This is a genomic window from Streptomyces coeruleorubidus (assembly GCF_008705135.1).
In the GTDB taxonomy this organism is placed as follows: Bacteria; Actinomycetota; Actinomycetes; order Streptomycetales; family Streptomycetaceae; genus Streptomyces; species Streptomyces coeruleofuscus.
On record NZ_CP023694.1, the window covers coordinates 6,021,322 to 6,037,904 of the forward strand.

A 16,583-nucleotide genomic window follows, 5' to 3' on the forward strand; every position below is an offset into this window, starting at 1 on the left:
CTCGGCCGCGACGCAGCCGCCTCACCGGGGCTGTCGCGATCTATCGTGTTTCGGTACGCTGCTGCCGTGGACCTTCAGAAGCAGACCGCGCCCGCCGCCTCCGAGCTCCGCGCCTCCGACGCCGAGCGCGACCGCATCGCCGACATCCTGCACGACGCCCTCGCCGAGGGCCGTCTCACCGTGGACGAGCACGCGGAGCGCGTCGAGGGGGTACTGCGCGCCAAGACGGTCGGCGAACTGGACGTCTTCATACGGGACTTGCCCGCCGCCCACCGTCAGGGCCCCGGCCCCTCGCCCGCCCCGGCCCCGCACCGCCCCACCGTCGGCGCCATCCCGATCGACCCGGACGACAACGTGGTCGCGATCTTCAGTAGCGCCGTCCGCAAGGGCCGCTGGCGCGCGGGCCGCCGTATCCATGCATACGCGATCTTCGGCAGTGTCGAGATAGACCTCAGCGAGGCGCTCTTCGACCACCAGCAGGTCATGATCAAGTCGTTCTCGGTCTTCGGCAGCGTCGAGATCCGCGTCCCGGAGAACGTGTCGCTGCGCGGCATGGGCGGCGGCGTGCTCGGCAGCTTCGAGGTGGACACGCTCGACTCGGGCGAACCGGAGGCCCCGATCGTCTACGTCGACGGCTGGGCCGTCCTGGGCAGCGTCGAGGCGCGGCCCCGGCGCGGCAAGGTCGTCGCGGACATCCTCGACCGGGTGCAGCGCAAGGTCGACAAGGGTTTGCGCAAGCACCTGAACCATTGACGCTTGCGAATCCACCGGGATCCGGAGCAAATCGGTCCACCGGTGACGCCGCTCCACGGAACCCGAAAACGGGGGCGAAACCAGCGCTTCGGAACTCAGTGCATAGGCGCGCGCACAGCGGGTAGGCCTTGCTGCATCGTCTCTCGCTCGCGAAGCCGTCGTCAGGAGTAGACCGTGCTGCAACCGCCGCATTCGTCCCTGGTAGCTGCCGTTCCGGCCCCGCGGGTGCCAGCGCGAGACAGGGACCAAGACGCCCCGTGGCACACCGAGGCGGTGTGCCGGCGTGACGAGGCGGGCCTGTTCTTCGCCCCCTCCAAGGAGCCCACGGCCGCCCGGCTCTCCCGGGAGGAGGCGGCGAAGCGGGTCTGCGCCCGCTGCCCGGTGATGGTCGAGTGCCGCGAGCACGCCCTCCTCCAGCCCGAGCCCTATGGCGTGTGGGGCGGCCTCACCGCCGCAGAACGCCGCGTGGTCCTGGCCCGGCGCCGCCGCCGGGACCTGGAACTGAAGAAGGCGGCCCGCTCGGCGAGCACGATAGCCGCGGCAGGCTGACCGGCACGCACGACGAAAAGGGCGCCCCCACCGCACCGGGGGCGCCCTTTCGTCGCGGGGTGGGCTGCCCGAGCCCCACCCCTCTTCGCGCTACTTGCCCTTGTCGAAGTCGATCGCGCTGTAGGCCCGCAGCTTGCTCAGCCGGTGCTCCGAATCGATTCTGCGCACCGTCCCCGACCGCGACCGCATCACGATCGAGTCGGTCGTGGCGGTCTCGGCCCGGTACCGGACCCCCCGCAGCAGCTCCCCGTCGGTGATCCCGGTCGCCACGAAGAACACGTTCTCCCCGGTGACCAGGTCCTCGGTCGTCAGGACCCGGTCGAGATCATGGCCCGCGTCGATCGCCCGCTGCCGCTCCTCGTCGTCCTTGGGCCACAGCTTGCCCTGGATCGTGCCGCCCAGGCACTTCACGGCACACGCCGAGATGATGCCCTCCGGCGTACCGCCGATGCCGAGCAGCAGATCGACCCCGGTGCCCTCCCGCAGCGCCAGGATCGAGCCGGCCACGTCGCCGTCGGAGATCAGCCTGATCCGCGCACCGGTGTCCCGGATCTCCTTGATGATGCCCTCGTGCCGCGGCCGGTCCAGGATCACCACGGTCACGTCCTCGGGCGCGGACCGCTTGGCCTTGGCGACCCGGCGGATGTTCACCGACACCGGCGCGTTGATGTCGACGAAGTCGGCGGCCTCGGGCCCGGTGACGAGCTTGTCCATGTAGAAGACGGCGGACGGGTCGAACATGGACCCGCGCTCGGCGGCGGCCAGCACCGCGATCGCGTTGGTCATGCCCTTCGCGGTCAGCGTGGTGCCGTCGATCGGGTCGACGGCGATGTCGCACTCGGGCCCCGTCCCGTCGCCCACGCGCTCCCCGTTGAACAGCATCGGGGCCTCGTCCTTCTCGCCCTCCCCGATGACGACGACGCCGTTCATCGAGACGGTGGAGACGAGGGTGCGCATGGCACGCACCGCGGCACCGTCGGCGCCGTTCTTGTCACCCCGCCCGACCCAGCGGCCCGCGGCCATCGCCGCTGCCTCGGTCACCCGGACCAGCTCCAGGGCGAGGTTGCGGTCGGGGGCTTCGGAGGGCACATCGAGTTCGGACGGCAAGTGATGATGCTCGGTCATCGGAGCGCACCTTTCTGTACGACGACGGCCGGATGAGGGTGTTGTTGACCGACTCTATCGCCGAGCCCGCAAAATGAGCAGGGGCCCCCACGGATGAGCGCACCGGAGACCTGCGACGATAGGGACGTGGCAGGCACGAACGGCAAGCAGAAGACGGCGCGGGACATGATCCTCTCCATGGGAGTCATCGTCCTCGTGGCGGGCGTCATATACCTCTTCATCCCGCACGACGACAGCGCGCCCGACACCAAGCGCGTCGACTACCGGGTCGAGCTGCTCACGGCACGCCGCGCCGCCTCGTACCCCGTGGCCGCGCCCCAGGGCCTGCCCGACACATGGAAGGCCACCTCCGTCCGCTTCCAGGGCGACGAGTTCGACGCCTGGCACCTCGGCTTCCACGACCCCGAGGGGGAGTACGTGGCCGTCGAGCAGTCCACTCAGCGGCGCCCCGTCTTCCTCGACGAGGCGACCCAGGGCGCGCGGGAGACCGGGAAGGCCGAGAAGATCGACGGCCGGACCTGGACCCGCTACGAGGGCGGCCGGTACGACGCGCTGGTCCTCGAAGGCACCAAGGGCTCGACGACGGTCGTGACGGGTACCGCGCCGTTCGCGCAGCTGACGAAGATGGCGGACGCGCTGAAGACGGAGTGAGACGGAAGTGCGCACGCGAGAAAGGCCCCCGGCGAGCACCGGGGGCCTTTCTCGTGTGCGTCGGTCAGACGGTCGTGACGACCTGGTCGAACTCCAGGCGCGGGGAGCGCGGGTACCAGGCGTCCGGGCCCGGACGGCCGATGTTGACGACCATCAGCGGGGTGTGGTCGTCGTCCAGGAACTCCTTGCGCACGCCCTCGAAGTCGAAGCCGGTCATCGGGCCGGCGGCGAGACCGGCGGCGCGGACGCCGACGATGAAGTACGCGGCCTGGAGGGCGGCGTTCAGCGTGGCGGCGTTCTCGCGGACCGGGCGCTCGGCGAAGAAGAGGTCCTTCACCTGCGGCATGGCCGGGAAGAGGTGCGGCAGCTCCTCGTGGAACTCGTTGTCCGCGGAGAGGATCGCGACCAGCGGGGCGGCGGCCGTCTTGGGCTGGTTGCCCTCGGCCATGTGCCGCACCAGGCGCTCGCGGGCCTCGGGGGAGCGGACCAGGGTGATGCGCAGCGGGGTCTGGTTGAAGGCGGTCGGGCCGTACTTGACCAGGTCGTAGATCGCCTGCACCTGCTCGTCGGTCACCGGCTCGTCGGTGAAGGTGTTGGCGGTGCGGGCCTCGCGGAACAGCAGGTCCTGCGCGGCGGGGTCAAGGGCGAGAGACATGGATGAACCTTTGAACCTTCTCGAGCGGGTACGTCGGATGTCTCCGACCGTAGGCGAGTGAAGTTCAACGTTCAACCAAATCTGGGGTGTCGTGTGTCACCTCACAGTGAACCGCCCGTGCCGCTCAGCGCCCGCTTCGCTACTCCCCGTCCGCTTCGCCCGAGGTCTCCTCCGCCAGCGCCGCGTCCAGCCGCGCCCGCGCCCCGTCCAGCCAGCGCCGGCACACCTTGGCCAGCTCCTCGCCGCGCTCCCACAGCGCGAGGGACTCCTCCAGCGTCGTACCGCCCGCCTCCAGGCGGCGCACGACCTCGATCAGCTCGTCCCGCGCCTGCTCGTACCCGAGCGCCTCGGTCATGCCCGCTGTCTCATCAACCTCGCTGGTCATCCACCCACCCTATGTGTCCACTCGTACGGAGAACTCACCCTCGGAGACCCGCGCGCGCAGGGCCTCACCGGCCTCCACCTCGCCGGGGTCGCGGACGGCGTGCCCGTCCGCCTTCTGGAGCACGGCGTACCCGCGCTTCAGGGTCGCGGCGGGGGAGAGGGCCACCACGCGCGCGTGCGTGTGCGCCAGCTCCGAGTCCGCCCGGTCGAGCTGGTGCCGCAGACAGCGCCGGCTCCGGTCGAGCAGGTCCGCCACATGGTCGGCGCGCTCGTCGATCATCCGGTGCGGATCCTCTATCGACGGGCGCGCCAGGGCGTGGGCCAGCCCGCGCTCCTCCCGCTCCACCAGCGCCGCCACGCACCGCCGCGCCCGGTCCCGCAGCAGCCGCACGCGCTCGTACTCCTCGCCGACGTCCGGCACGACCTTCTTCGCGGCGTCGGTCGGGGTGGAGGCGCGCAGGTCGGCGACGTGGTCGAGGAGCGGGTTGTCGGGCTCGTGCCCGATCGCGGACACCACGGGCGTGCGGCACTCGGCCACCGTCCGGATCAGCTGCTCGTCGGAGAACGGCAACAGGTCCTCCACGCTGCCGCCGCCGCGCGCCACGATGATCACGTCCACGTCCTCGATCGCGTCCAGCTCCTTCACGGCCTGCACGACCTGCGGCACGGCGTGCACGCCCTGCACGGCGACGTTGCGCACCTCGAAGCGCACGGCCGGCCAGCGGTGCCGGGCGTTCTCCAGCACGTCCCGCTCGGCGGCAGAGGCCCGCCCGCACACCAGCCCGACGAGCTGCGGAAGGAAGGGCAGCGGCTTCTTCCGCTCCGGCGCGAACAGGCCCTCGCGCGTGAGGGCCTTCTTCAGCTGCTCCAGGCGGGCGAGCAGCTCACCGACACCGACGGGCCTTATCTCGGCGGCCCGCAGCGACAGCTGCCCCCGCGGGGCGTACCACTCGGGCTTCGCCAGGACGACGACCCGGGCGCCCTCGCTCACCACGTCCGCGACGGCGTCGAACACCTGCCGGTAGCAGGTGACGCTGACGGAGATGTCGTACGAGGGATCCCGCAGCGTCAGGAACACCACACCGGCGCCCGGCCGCCGCGACAACTGCGTGATCTGCCCCTCGACCCACACCGCCCCGAGCCGGTCGATCCACCCCCCGATGAGCCGCGACACCTCACCGACGGGGAGCGGGGATTCCGGAGACGTGTTCACAGCCATGCCCGCGAGCGTAGTGGCCACCGCTGACAACACGGCCCACCCGCCCGGCGACGCGGGTCCCGGCGCCTTCGCATCCGTCACTCACACCGCGCCCTGTCAGTCTTCCCGGGGACTCCACACGGTGCGATCTTCGACGCGCCCGACGCGGCCTTACGATGGGACGCATGTCTGCTTCGCCTGGCCGCCGTGTCCTGCTCGCCGCCCCCCGTGGCTACTGCGCGGGTGTGGACCGCGCCGTGATCGCCGTCGAGAAAGCGCTGGAGCAGTACGGCGCTCCGGTCTACGTCCGGCACGAGATCGTCCACAACAAGTACGTCGTGCAGACCCTGGAGAAGAAGGGCGCGATCTTCGTCGAGCAGACGGAGGAGGTGCCCCCGGGGAACATCGTCATGTTCTCGGCGCACGGCGTGGCCCCCGTCGTCCACGAGGAGGCCGAGCGCGGCCGCCTCGCCACCATCGACGCCACCTGCCCGCTGGTCACCAAGGTCCACAAGGAAGCCGTCCGCTTCGCCGGTGAGGACTACGACATCCTCCTGATCGGCCACGAGGGCCACGAGGAGGTCATCGGCACCTCCGGCGAGGCCCCCGACCACATCCAGCTCGTCGACGGGCCGGGCGATGTGCAGAAGGTCGAGGTCCGCGACCCGTCCAAGGTCGTCTGGCTCTCCCAGACCACGCTGTCCGTCGACGAGACCATGGAGACCGTCGACGCCCTGAAGGAGAAGTTCCCGCAGCTCATCTCCCCGCCCAGCGACGACATCTGCTACGCCACGCAGAACCGCCAGCTCGCCGTGAAGCAGATGGGCGCCGAGTCGGACCTGGTCATCGTGGTCGGCTCCCGCAACTCCTCCAACTCCAAGCGGCTCGTGGAGGTCGCCAAGATCGCGGGAGCGCGCGAGGCGTACCTGGTGGACTTCGCCGACGAGATCGACGAGGCCTGGCTGGAGGGTGTCTCCACGGTCGGCGTCACCTCGGGCGCGTCCGTCCCGGAGGTCCTGGTCGAGCAGGTCCTGGAGTGGCTCTCCCAGCGCGGCTTCGAGGACGTCGAGATCGTCAAGGCGGCCGAGGAGTCCATCACCTTCTCGCTGCCCAAGGAGCTGCGCCGCGACCTGCGTGAGGAGGCGACGGCGCTGGTCGCCGAGCGCCGCGGCGCCGGAACCGGTGAGGATTCCGGGCAGTGATCGGGGAGCCGCCGGGCGGGGATCGCCGTACGGCCGGTGACGGTCGGTCCCTCGTCGTAACGTAGGGCCATGCAGATCTTCGGTGTGGACATCGGCGGTTCCGGGATCAAGGGTGCCCCGGTGGACCTGGACAAGGGCGACCTGGCTCAGGAGCGCCACAAGGTCCTCACGCCGCACCCGGCCACGCCCGACGGGGTGGCCGACGGCGTCAAGCAGGTCGTCGACCACTTCGGCTGGACGGGCCCGGTCGGGGTCACGTTCCCGGGCGTGGTCACCGGCGGAGCCACGATCCGGACGGCGGCCAACGTCGACGACAGCTGGATCGACACCGACGCGCGCGTGCTGCTCGGCGAGCGGCTGGGCGGACTGCCGGTGACGGTGGTGAACGACGCGGACGCGGCGGGCGTCGCCGAGATGAACTTCGGCGCCGGCCGCGGCCGCCGCGGCACGGTGATCGTGCTCACGTTCGGCACGGGCATCGGCAGCGCGGTCTTCGTCGACGGCGTCCTGGTCCCCAACACCGAGCTGGGCCACCTGGAGCTCGACGGGCACGACGCGGAGAAGCGGGCCTCCAGCAAGGCCCGCGAGGACCACGACATGACGTGGGAGCACTGGGCGGTGCACCGCGTGCGCAGGTACCTCGCCCACGTCGAGATGCTGTTCTCGCCGGAGCTGTTCATCATCGGCGGCGGCGTCAGCCGCAAGTCACACAAGTTCCTGCCCCACATCGAGGGCATCAAGGCCGAGATCGTCCCGGCGCAGCTGCAGAACAACGCGGGGATCGTGGGCGCGGCGATGCGGGCGGCCGGGCACTAGAGCCGGGCGCAACGCCGGCGGACGGGCCCGGCCGTCACACCGACGGGAAAGCCCCGGCTGTCACACCTGCGGACGGGTCCCGGCCGCCGCCCGTCGCCGGTGCACCAGCCGGATCCGCCGGACGATCACGATCAGCCCGGCGACGAGCGTGCCGCCGTACAGCCACCCGGCGTGCGTGGCGAGCGCCGTCACCAGCCCCATCAGCATGCCGCCGGTCCCGTCGCCGTCCGCCACCGGCAGCAGCCCCACGGCGAACGCGATGGGCACGACGACGGGCGCGGTCATCAGATCCCCGCGGCGCACCCAGACGGCGGTCAGCACGCACACCGGCAGGAACAGCACGCCGTACGCCGTCAGCGACGCCCCGAACAGCACCGCGCAGAGCCCGCCGATCAGGAACATCACCAGCGCGCAGAACAACCCGCTGCCCAGTCCGGTCAGCCGGGGGTTCGGCATCCTGGCCAGGGCGGGTGCCGGCGCGGGGGCCGGCCGCCGTACGGCCGCCGGACGGCGCTGGGGCCCCGGCTGCCGGACCGCTCGCACCGCTCCGCCGTCCGCTCCTCGTCCCGCCTGCGGCGGCAGGGACGACCTCGGCCGGTCACGTCGCGGTCCGTACTGGGCAGGTCGCGTCCTGTATCGCTCCACTGCACCAACTTAGGTCGTTCAATATGCTGAATAGCCCCTCAGACACGCCGGGGACCGAGGCTTGGCCAAGCGTTCGATACGCCGCCGGCAGGGTTCCGGGTACGCCGTAGACTGGTGGATCGGCCGGTCCCCTGGCCCTCTGGCCCTCTCCACTCACGGGAAGTCGCAACGTGTCGCTCACGATCGGAATCGTCGGTCTGCCGAATGTCGGCAAGTCGACCCTGTTCAACGCCCTGACCAAGAACGACGTGCTGGCGGCCAACTACCCGTTCGCCACCATCGAGCCGAACGTGGGCGTCGTCGGCGTCCCCGACCCGCGGCTCGGCAAGCTGGCCGAGATCTTCAAGTCGGAGCGGGTCCTCCCGGCCACGGTCGACTTCGTCGACATCGCGGGCATCGTGCGCGGCGCGTCCGAGGGCGAGGGCCTGGGCAACAAGTTCCTCGCGAACATCCGCGAGTCCGACGCGATCTGCCAGGTCATCCGCGCCTTCAAGGACGAGAACGTCGTGCACGTCGACGGCAAGGTCTCGCCCAAGGACGACATCGAGACGATCAACACCGAGCTGATCCTCGCGGACCTCCAGACCATCGAGAAGGTCCTGCCGCGTCTCCAGAAGGAGTCGCGGATCAAGAAGGACATCCAGGCCAAGGTCAAGGCCGTCGAAGAGGCCAAGGAGATCCTGGAGAAGGGCGACACGCTCTTCGCGCACGGCATCGTCCAGGGCGGCGAGCGCAACGAGCTCCTCCACGACCTGCACCTGCTCACGACCAAGCCCTTCCTCTACGTCTTCAACGTCGACGAGGACGAGCTGGTCGACGAGGACTTCAAGAACGAGCAGCGCGCCCTGGTCGCCCCCGCCGAGGCGATCTTCCTCAACGCCAAGCTGGAGGCGGACCTCGCCGAGCTCGACGAGGACGAGGCCCTCGAACTCCTCCAGTCCGTCGGCCAGGAGGAGCCCGGCCTCGCCACCCTCGCCCACGTCGGTTTCCGCACGCTCGGCCTCCAGACCTACCTGACGGCCGGCCCCAAGGAATCCCGCGCCTGGACGATCAAGAAGGGCGCCACGGCCCCCGAGGCCGCCGGCGTCATTCACACCGACTTCCAGAAGGGCTTCATCAAGGCGGAGGTCATCTCCTTCGACGACCTGGTGGAGACGGGATCGGTGACGGAGGCCCGCGCGAAGGGCAAGGCGCGCATGGAGGGCAAGGACTATGTGATGCAGGACGGGGATGTCGTGGAATTCCGGTTCAATGTGTGAGCGGATGAAATAACACCACGTCGCTGACGCGGCAAACATGCAGGCCAGAAGGGTGGAAGCCCGGCCCCTTCATCAACCCCGTGCTGGATCGGTGCTGGATATTCTGACCCGATGTCAGGAGTGCTCAGGTGTCGTAGACGGTGGAGCGATGCCCGACGTGCACGACCCACACCACCAGCTCACCGTTGTCGATCGTGTAGATCACGCGGTAGTCGCCTACGCGTAGGCGGCGCCGGTCGGGCTGGGAGGCCAGGGCCGTGGTGTTGAACCCCAGCGGGTCGCTCTCCAGCTCAGTCAGCTTGGCCAGAATACGGAGGGCCATGTCTCGCGGGACCTTGCGGAGTTCAGCCTGAGCCTCGGGTCGGAAGACGGTGCGGTACTCACTCACTGCGCGCCAGCGTCTCCCTCATGATTTCCTCGATCGGGATGCCGGGTGCCGGGTTGGCCATGCGCTCGTCGATGATTCGGTTGATCTCGCGCTCTTCCCACTCCTGGTACTTCCGGAGCACTTCGATGGACACCACGGCAGCCACCTGCTTGCCTCGGCGCGTGATCACCGTGGGCACGTCGTCGCGGTCAGCCCGCTCCACGACCTCGGCCAGGTGTGCCCGGACATCGCGGATGGACTCTATGGGCAGCGGCTGTGTCATGCGCACAAGGGTACCGAGTGTCGCATGTGTACACAACGGCTCATTGTCGCGCTCCGGGGTGCTGGGTGAACCGCAACCGTGTTGATCTGTGCTGGATGCGATGTTGAAAGGTGTGTCTTCACAGGTGAGAGCGTTGTGGTGGACGTTCCGGTTCATCGTGTAGGCGCAATGCGCCCCGCCGCGTCAGGCGAACGCACAGGTCAGGATGGCCCGATTCTGCGGAGTCGGAAGGCGTCCACCTCGTCCTGTGCATAGCGCCAGAGACCTGCCGGCGTCTCGACGGCCGTCCTCAGCTCGCGGGCCAGGTCCGGGAACTGTTCCCACACCTGCGGCCTCCGGGTCACGACGGCGTACAGCAGGTCGTCGTCGTACCAGCCGCCGGCGGCCTGCGCGGGCGCGGTGTCCCGCAGGATCCGGACCGCGAGCGGGAGCAGCCAGGGCAGCTACAAGAACCGTCGCAGGCGTAGCTCTCGGTCCGGTCCCGCGCGGTGACGCCCGTGACTCCTGCGGCGTCCAGATCGAAGTGGGCGGTAACGTACTGACTCCCGGTCGACGGCGGCCTCGGCCAGGGCCTGTCCTCTCCCGAGGGCCAGGCGCCGCCGGACGTGTGTGCCGACCGGCCGGTGCACGGACAGCGTGCCCCGCGGGAAAGCCGCGGCCGACGGGTCGTCGGGGGAGTAAACCGGCCCCGGCACGCACAACGGTGGGACGGTCACGGTGCCTTGGTGCCCGGCTCGGCCGTGCGCTTACCCGTTTGCATGGCATCGTCCGTGCGCGTCACACGGGAAGCGTGGTAGGCGGGCCCGACCGAGGTATCACCAACTGGCCGGCCCCAGACGCCCTTCGGCCGCCCACCGCTGGTCCCCGCCGACATGACCTACCCCCTGGCACGACTCCCTCCCGCAGGGCCCTTGTGCAATTCCTGTGGAGGGCTCAATCTTTCGCTGACGCGCCGATGCCGTCCGTTGATTGACATGACCATGACTTTCGGGCGGCCGGCGGGCTGCACCACACCCCACAGCGCACCACCGATTGAGGAGGACCCCTCAGATGGCAGTGATGCGTACTCCCCACGGATCCACCCGGCGAAGACTGGCCGCGCTCGGCGCGACGGCCACCGCGGCGCTCGTCGCGAGCCTCGTCTCCGCCCTGCCCGCCGGCGCGGTCCCGGCCGCGGCCGAAGGGCGCATCCAGTACGAGGGCGCGGCGAACGCCGTCGCCGACAGCTACATCGTGACCCTGAAGACGCGGAAGGCCGGTTCCGCCGAGGGCCGGGCCCTGGCGCACAAGTACGGCGCCGACATCGAGCGGACGTACACCAAGGCCCTGAACGGCTACGAGGTCGAGGCGTCCGAGACCGAGGCGGAACGTCTCGCCGCCGACCCGGCCGTCGCCTCCGTCGTCCAGAACAGGACGTTCCGCGTCACCGGGACGCAGCCCAGCCCGCCGTCCTGGGGCCTGGACCGCATCGACCAGAAGAACCTGCCGCTGAACAGCTCGTACACCTACCCGGACAAGGCGGGCGAGGGCGTCACCGCGTACGTCATCGACACCGGCGTCCGCATCACGCACAGCGACTTCGGTGGCCGGGCCTCCTACGGCTACGACGCCGTCGACAACGACAACACCGCCCAGGACGGCCACGGCCACGGCACGCACGTCGCCGGCACGGTCGCCGGCGGTGCCTACGGCGTCGCCAAGAAGGCCAAGGTCGTCGGCGTCCGGGTGCTCAACAACTCCGGCCAGGGCACCACCGCCCAGGTCGTCGCGGGCATCGACTGGGTCGCCCGGAACGCCGTGAAGCCGGCCGTCGCCAACATGTCCCTCGGCGGTCCCGGCGACACCGCCATCGACACGGCCGTACGCAACGCCATCACCTCCGGCGTCACCTTCGTCGTCGCGGCAGGCAACGAGTCCACCAACGCCTCCACCCGGTCCCCGGCCCGCGTCACCGAGGCCGTCACGGTCGGCGCCACGACGTCCAGCGACGCCAAGGCGAGCTACTCCAACTACGGTTCGGTCCTGGACCTGTTCGCGCCCGGCTCCTCCATCACCTCGGCCTGGAGCACGAGCGACTCGGCGACCAACACCATCTCCGGTACGTCGATGGCGAGCCCGCACGTCGCCGGAGCCGCCGCCCTCCACCTGGCCGACAACCCCACGGCCACTCCGGCGCAGGTCTCCACAGCGCTGACGGCCGCCGCCACGACCGGCGTCGTCACCAGCCCCGGCACCGGCTCGCCCAACCGGCTCCTCAACGTCGGCGGCGGTACGACCACCCCGCCCGGTCCGCGCTTCGAGAACACCGCCGACCAGGCCATCGCCGACAACGCCACCGCCGAGTCCCCGGTGAACGTCACCGGCGTCTCCGGCAACGCGCCCTCGGCCCTGGCCGTCGAGGTCCACATCGTCCACACCTACATCGGTGACCTCCAGGTCCAGCTGATCGCCCCCGACGGCACGGCGTACACGCTCAAGGCGTACGGCACCGGCGGCAGCGCGGACAACATCGACACCACGTACACCGTGAACGCCTCCTCGGAGGCCGCGAACGGCACGTGGAAGCTGCGCGTGAGCGACAACGCCCGCTTCGACACCGGGCGGATCGACGCCTGGGCGCTCCAGTTCTGACCTCGTCCGTGACCGGCCGTCAGTCTCCTGACGTGTCCAGTACGTAGGCGTCCTCGTCCTCCGGGAAGGGCTTCGGGTCGGTGACCCAGCCCGCCGTGAGGACGAGGCTCGTCTCGCGGTGCACGGCCAGGAAGCCGAAGGGGCGGTCGAAGACGGCGTCGGCCCGTGTCGTCTCGTACTGTGGCTCGGGCCGCTCCTCCCACCCCAGCCACATCGCCTCCATCAGGGTCACGGCAGCGGCCCGGAATCCCTCCGCGCTGAAGGTCGCCCTGGCCGACTGCCGACCGGACGCCAGGACGAGCGGTGCGGCGCTGATGCCCGGGAAGTGGCCCGGGGCGCCGTCGGCTGCCGTGGCCAGACCGAAGGACTCCGCGTCGGCCAGCAGGTCGTGACCCGCGGTCAGGGTGAATTCGACGGTACTGAGCGTCAGGGCCGGTGGCTCGGGACGCAGGGTGCGGACCTTCTCCAGCCGGAGCCCGGGACCGGCCTGACCGCAGGGCAGGCGGCTCCCCGGTACGGCCGGCAGCGCGCCCGAGACGACGCCGACACCCGCCTCGATGACCTGCGGGGGCGTCAACGCCTCGTCCCCCAGCAGAAGAAGGACGTCGATACCGTTCGTGCCGCGCACCGTGGCCACCGTCACCGCGCCGCCCGGCGGCCGCGCGACCGCCACGGCGTCCAGCCCGGCGAGGGTGCGGGTGAGCCCGGCCCGGTCATGGCCGCGCCACGGCATCAGGTCCCCCTTGAACGGCACCTCCCAGTCCGTCCGCAGCACCAGCGCGGTGGCCAGCACCAGGACGGTGTCCGGCCGCAGCGCCGCCGGCATGTGCTCGATCGCCCCGCCCGTCCGCCGCGCGGCCCACACGTCCAGGGCTCGCCGGTCGGCCGCCGGATCCCCCGTCAGCACACCTTGCGCCTCCGGGGGCAGCCCCGCCGCCCACTCCTCGCGCAGCTCCACGGTCCGCTCGGTCCACAGCCCCAGCGCCGCTTCCAGACCGTCCACCTCCGCCAGCATCGTGAGCAACCCCCGCCCGGCCGCGCCCGCACGGTCCGCCGGCAGCCCGAGTGCCTCCGCCAGCTCCTCGCGGGCCCGGCCCGTCGCCCCGTCCGCGAGGGAAGCCAGCAAGGGCCAGACCCCGGCCGCCGAGAACACCGTGCCCTCGTGGATTCCCGCCGCCCAGCGTGCCGTCAGGCGGTTCACCGCCCGTACCGACGTACCGATCGTGTGCATTCCGCCCCCATGAGCCCGCCGCTTACGATGCGCGCAGCCGTACGTCGGTTTCGCACGGCCGCTCTCTCCCACCGCCTCAGCCAGGAGCACCGTACCCGTGTCGATACCCCCGCCCCCTGGGAACCAGCAGCCCCAGGATCCGTACGGCCCGCCGCCTGCGAACTGGCACCAGGGAGCCCAGGGTTACGGCCCCTGGGGCCACCACGGCCCCGCCGGCCGCCCGTACGGCGCACCGGTCTCCGTCAACGCGCTCGCCGTCACCGCGCTCGCGCTCGGCGTGCTCTGCTTCGTGCCCGCCGTGGGGCTCGTGCTGGGGCTCGTCGCGTTGCGGCAGATCAGGCGGAACGGCCAGAGCGGCCGGGGACTGGCGATCGCCGGGGCCGTGCTGTCGTCCGTCGGGATCGTGCTGTGGACGGTGACGCTGTCGACGGGTGCCGTGTCCGACGCCTGGGAGAAGTTCAAGGACGGGGCGCGGGGCAACGAGAGTCTGTCGCTGAGGAAGGGCGACTGCTTCGACGCGCCCGGCGGTCTGGAGGGTGACACCTACGACGTCGACCCGGTGTCCTGCGAAGGCGGGCACGACGGCGAGGTGTTCGCCGTCGTCACGCTGCCGGGCGGCGCGTTCCCCGGTGACGCGGAGGTCACCGACATCGCCGACGAGCGGTGCTACGAGCTCCAGGACCAGTACGCCATGGACTCCTGGGCGATGCCCACCGACGTCGACGTGTACTACCTCATGCCGTCGCGGGAAAGCTGGCGTTACGGCGACCGCGCGATCAACTGCGTCTTCGGCAACACCGACGCGAAGGCCGAGCTGACCGGCTCCCTGCGCGGCGACCCCACCACCCTCGACGGCGACCAGGTCGTCTTCCTGTCCACGGCGAACGCCGTCGACGCGGCGCTGTACGAGGAGCCCGAGAAGACCCCTGAGGACGACCTCGCCGGCCACCGGGCCTGGGCCCGGCAGATGGACGACGTGCTCGGCGAACAGATCGAGGCACTGCGCGGGCACTCCTGGCAGTCCACCGCCCAGCAGCCCGTCGCCGACCTGGTGAAGGACATGGAGGACGCCCGCGAGCAGTGGTCGAAGGCGAGCACGGCCGGTGACCCGGACACGTACTACACGCACTACGACAAGGCATACGAGTACGTCGACGGCCCGGCGACCGTCACCGCGCGCAAGGCCCTCGGTCTCGCGACGGCCCCGCCGACCCCGGGCGAGACCGAGGGCGGGGACTCCGAAGCCGAGGTGTGACGGCGGCTATAGCGGGGAGAAAGTGCCTGCGTAAAGCCCTCGGGGCCGCCATGTCATCACATCGAGTGATTCTCTGGCCTTTGCTTGCACCACACAACCTACGGTTGCCACGCTGTTGCTGTCTGTACAACCTGATGGGAGCGGCCAGTGACATTCGGTGAGCAGCCGGCGTACCTGCGCGTCGCGGGTGATCTCCGCAAGAAGATCGTCGACGGTCAGCTCCCTCCGCGCACCCGCCTCCCCTCCCAAGCCAGAATCCGCCAGGAGTACGGCGTCTCGGACACCGTCGCCCTGGAGGCCCGCAAGGTGCTCATGGCGGAGGGCCTGGTCGAGGGCCGCTCCGGCTCGGGGACGTACGTGCGCGAGCGGCCCGTGCCCCGGCGCATCGCCCGCTCCGGATACCGCCCGACCGGCGGGGCCACGCCGTTCCGCCAGGAGCAGGCCGACGGCGAGGGGCGCGGCACCTGGGAGTCGAGCAGCGAGCAGTCCGAGGCCGGCGTCGCGGTCGCCGAGCGGCTGGGCATCGAGCCGGGGGAGCGCGTGATGTGCACGCGGTACCTCTACCGCGAGGGCGGCGAGGCGATGATGCTCTCCACGTCCTGGGAGCCGCTCGCCGTCACGGGCCGGACGCCGGTGATGCTGCCGGAGGAGGGGCCGCTCGGCGGCATGGGCGTCGTCGAGCGCATGCGCGCGATCGACGTGATCGTGGACAACGTCACCGAGGAGGTCGGCGCCCGCCCCGGGCTCGCGGAGGAACTGCTCGTCCTCGGTGGCGTCCCCGGCCATGTGGTCCTGGTCATCCAGCGCACGTTCTACGCCTCCGGCCGCGCGGTCGAGACGGCCGACGTGGTCATCCCGGCTGATCGGTACCGGGTCGCCTACCACCTTCCGGTCAAGTAGCGAACGCTCACATCCGCCCCGTGGCGCGCTCCCCGCGCGCCCCGCTCACACGACCACCGCGGGAGCCGTCCTCGGCCGGGGTGGATCGCCTCCCTCGGCCGGCCGTCGTTCTCGCAGGTGGGCGGCGGCGCATGCGGCATGCCTCCGACCGGGTGCGCCGAGGTGCGCGGACGGCGCGTTCGTGGTCGTGCGCCCCCTGCGTTCTGGCTGGTTGCGTACCTCTTTGTGAAAAGCCGTATTCGCTGCGTGAAGGTTAGGCGTAGGCTCGGGCATATGCGCATTGCGGTTTCCTTATCGGGTGGGGCACGGCACAGGCCGCGGGTGGGAAGTGGAGGGGCGCGATGAACGACAGCACGATCACTCTTCCCTGGCTCGTGATACGCGAGGACGACAACGGCAACCGCTACCGGGTCGGCCGGTACGCGACCCGGGCCGAGGCCCAGAAGATCGCGGACAGCCTCGACGGCCGCGGCCACAAGCAGCTCTACTGGGTCGAGCGGCTCGGTCAGAACGGGCAGGGCGGGGTGCACGACTGACTCGGGCGTGCCTGCGCTGAAAGTCGGTGCCCGGCCGCGCTCCCGTAGGCCCTGTCGTCACATTCCCGCCTGCCCCGCGACGCCATGCACGCGCTCTCGCCGCACCGGGCGCAGACCCACGTACAACCAGTACGCGGGTCCGC

General features: G+C 70.7%; 18 protein-coding genes. 10 read left to right on the plus strand and 8 right to left on the minus strand.

What is annotated here, in order from left to right; all coding sequences use genetic code 11:
- Positions 1-66: 66 nt before the first annotated feature.
- Positions 67-753 (plus strand): DUF1707 SHOCT-like domain-containing protein, encoded by a 687-nt coding sequence (locus CP976_RS27920; protein ID WP_150482818.1) that lies wholly within the window; start codon positions 67-69, stop codon positions 751-753.
- A gap of 174 nt (positions 754-927) precedes the next feature.
- The gene (locus CP976_RS27925; protein ID WP_078945338.1) at positions 928-1,302 is read left to right on the plus strand and encodes a WhiB family transcriptional regulator; all 375 of its coding nucleotides are present in this window, start codon (positions 928-930) and stop codon (positions 1,300-1,302) included.
- 90 nt (positions 1,303-1,392) lie between these two features.
- On the opposite strand, the gene glpX is transcribed toward CP976_RS27925, so the two are convergent.
- The gene (glpX, locus tag CP976_RS27930; protein WP_150482819.1) at positions 1,393-2,427 is read right to left on the minus strand and encodes a class II fructose-bisphosphatase; all 1,035 of its coding nucleotides are present in this window, start codon (positions 2,425-2,427) and stop codon (positions 1,393-1,395) included.
- 126 nt (positions 2,428-2,553) lie between these two features.
- On the opposite strand from glpX, the gene CP976_RS27935 reads away from it, so the two are divergent.
- Positions 2,554-3,078 (plus strand): DUF4245 domain-containing protein, encoded by a 525-nt coding sequence (locus CP976_RS27935; protein ID WP_150482820.1) that lies wholly within the window; start codon positions 2,554-2,556, stop codon positions 3,076-3,078.
- 64 nt (positions 3,079-3,142) lie between these two features.
- On the opposite strand, the gene CP976_RS27940 is transcribed toward CP976_RS27935, so the two are convergent.
- The 3 genes from CP976_RS27940 to xseA all read right to left on the minus strand — a co-directional run bounded on the left by CP976_RS27940 (position 3,143) and on the right by xseA (position 5,336).
- A complete protein-coding gene (locus CP976_RS27940) occupies positions 3,143-3,733 on the minus strand; it encodes a malonic semialdehyde reductase (RefSeq protein ID WP_020275875.1) in 591 nt (196 codons plus the stop codon).
- A 139-nt stretch (positions 3,734-3,872) separates the two neighbouring features.
- Positions 3,873-4,118 carry an exodeoxyribonuclease VII small subunit gene (locus CP976_RS27945; RefSeq protein ID WP_150482821.1) on the minus strand — a complete coding sequence of 82 codons (246 nt, stop codon included), beginning with the start codon at positions 4,116-4,118 and terminating at the stop codon, positions 3,873-3,875.
- 9 nt (positions 4,119-4,127) lie between these two features.
- Positions 4,128-5,336, minus strand: coding sequence for an exodeoxyribonuclease VII large subunit (xseA, locus tag CP976_RS27950; RefSeq protein ID WP_150482822.1), 1,209 nt, complete (start codon positions 5,334-5,336; stop codon positions 4,128-4,130).
- 155 nt (positions 5,337-5,491) lie between these two features.
- On the opposite strand from xseA, the gene CP976_RS27955 reads away from it, so the two are divergent.
- Together CP976_RS27955 and ppgK are read left to right on the plus strand one after the other, a co-directional pair.
- Entirely contained in the window at positions 5,492-6,517 is a 1,026-nt protein-coding gene (locus CP976_RS27955) for a 4-hydroxy-3-methylbut-2-enyl diphosphate reductase (RefSeq protein ID WP_150482823.1), read from the plus strand.
- A gap of 69 nt (positions 6,518-6,586) precedes the next feature.
- Positions 6,587-7,333 carry a polyphosphate--glucose phosphotransferase gene (gene ppgK / locus CP976_RS27960; protein WP_150482824.1) on the plus strand — a complete coding sequence of 249 codons (747 nt, stop codon included), beginning with the start codon at positions 6,587-6,589 and terminating at the stop codon, positions 7,331-7,333.
- A gap of 60 nt (positions 7,334-7,393) precedes the next feature.
- On the opposite strand, the gene CP976_RS27965 is transcribed toward ppgK, so the two are convergent.
- Positions 7,394-7,978 (minus strand): DUF6542 domain-containing protein, encoded by a 585-nt coding sequence (locus tag CP976_RS27965; RefSeq protein ID WP_150482825.1) that lies wholly within the window; start codon positions 7,976-7,978, stop codon positions 7,394-7,396.
- Positions 7,979-8,148: 170 nt separating this feature from the next.
- Between CP976_RS27965 and ychF the strand changes: the two genes are divergently transcribed.
- Entirely contained in the window at positions 8,149-9,237 is a 1,089-nt protein-coding gene (ychF, locus tag CP976_RS27970) for a redox-regulated ATPase YchF (protein ID WP_150482826.1), read from the plus strand.
- A gap of 124 nt (positions 9,238-9,361) precedes the next feature.
- Here ychF and CP976_RS27975 read toward each other — a convergent pair whose 3' ends face one another.
- Positions 9,362-9,625, minus strand: a complete 264-nt coding sequence (locus CP976_RS27975) for a type II toxin-antitoxin system RelE family toxin (protein ID WP_150482827.1) — start codon at positions 9,623-9,625, stop codon at positions 9,362-9,364.
- The gene (locus CP976_RS27980; protein WP_150482828.1) at positions 9,618-9,887 is read right to left on the minus strand and encodes a type II toxin-antitoxin system Phd/YefM family antitoxin; all 270 of its coding nucleotides are present in this window, start codon (positions 9,885-9,887) and stop codon (positions 9,618-9,620) included. The genes CP976_RS27975 and CP976_RS27980 overlap by 8 nt, the downstream gene beginning before the upstream one ends.
- 1,050 nt (positions 9,888-10,937) lie before the next feature.
- Between CP976_RS27980 and CP976_RS27985 the strand changes: the two genes are divergently transcribed.
- Complete coding sequence (locus CP976_RS27985; protein WP_150482829.1) at positions 10,938-12,518, plus strand: S8 family peptidase; 1,581 nt, start codon at positions 10,938-10,940, stop codon at positions 12,516-12,518.
- 19 nt (positions 12,519-12,537) lie between these two features.
- Here CP976_RS27985 and CP976_RS27990 read toward each other — a convergent pair whose 3' ends face one another.
- Positions 12,538-13,749: a serpin family protein gene (locus CP976_RS27990; RefSeq protein WP_150482830.1), complete on the minus strand. Its 1,212-nt coding sequence runs from the start codon at positions 13,747-13,749 to the stop codon at positions 12,538-12,540.
- A gap of 97 nt (positions 13,750-13,846) precedes the next feature.
- Here CP976_RS27990 and CP976_RS27995 point away from each other — a divergent pair, with 97 nt between their 5' ends.
- The 3 genes from CP976_RS27995 to CP976_RS28005 all read left to right on the plus strand — a co-directional run bounded on the left by CP976_RS27995 (position 13,847) and on the right by CP976_RS28005 (position 16,440).
- Complete coding sequence (locus CP976_RS27995; protein ID WP_150482831.1) at positions 13,847-15,004, plus strand: DUF4190 domain-containing protein; 1,158 nt, start codon at positions 13,847-13,849, stop codon at positions 15,002-15,004.
- 147 nt (positions 15,005-15,151) lie between these two features.
- A complete protein-coding gene (locus tag CP976_RS28000) occupies positions 15,152-15,904 on the plus strand; it encodes a GntR family transcriptional regulator (protein ID WP_150482832.1) in 753 nt (250 codons plus the stop codon).
- 341 nt (positions 15,905-16,245) lie between these two features.
- Positions 16,246-16,440 carry an SPOR domain-containing protein gene (locus CP976_RS28005; RefSeq protein ID WP_150482833.1) on the plus strand — a complete coding sequence of 65 codons (195 nt, stop codon included), beginning with the start codon at positions 16,246-16,248 and terminating at the stop codon, positions 16,438-16,440.
- The last annotated feature ends 143 nt before the right edge of the window (positions 16,441-16,583 follow it).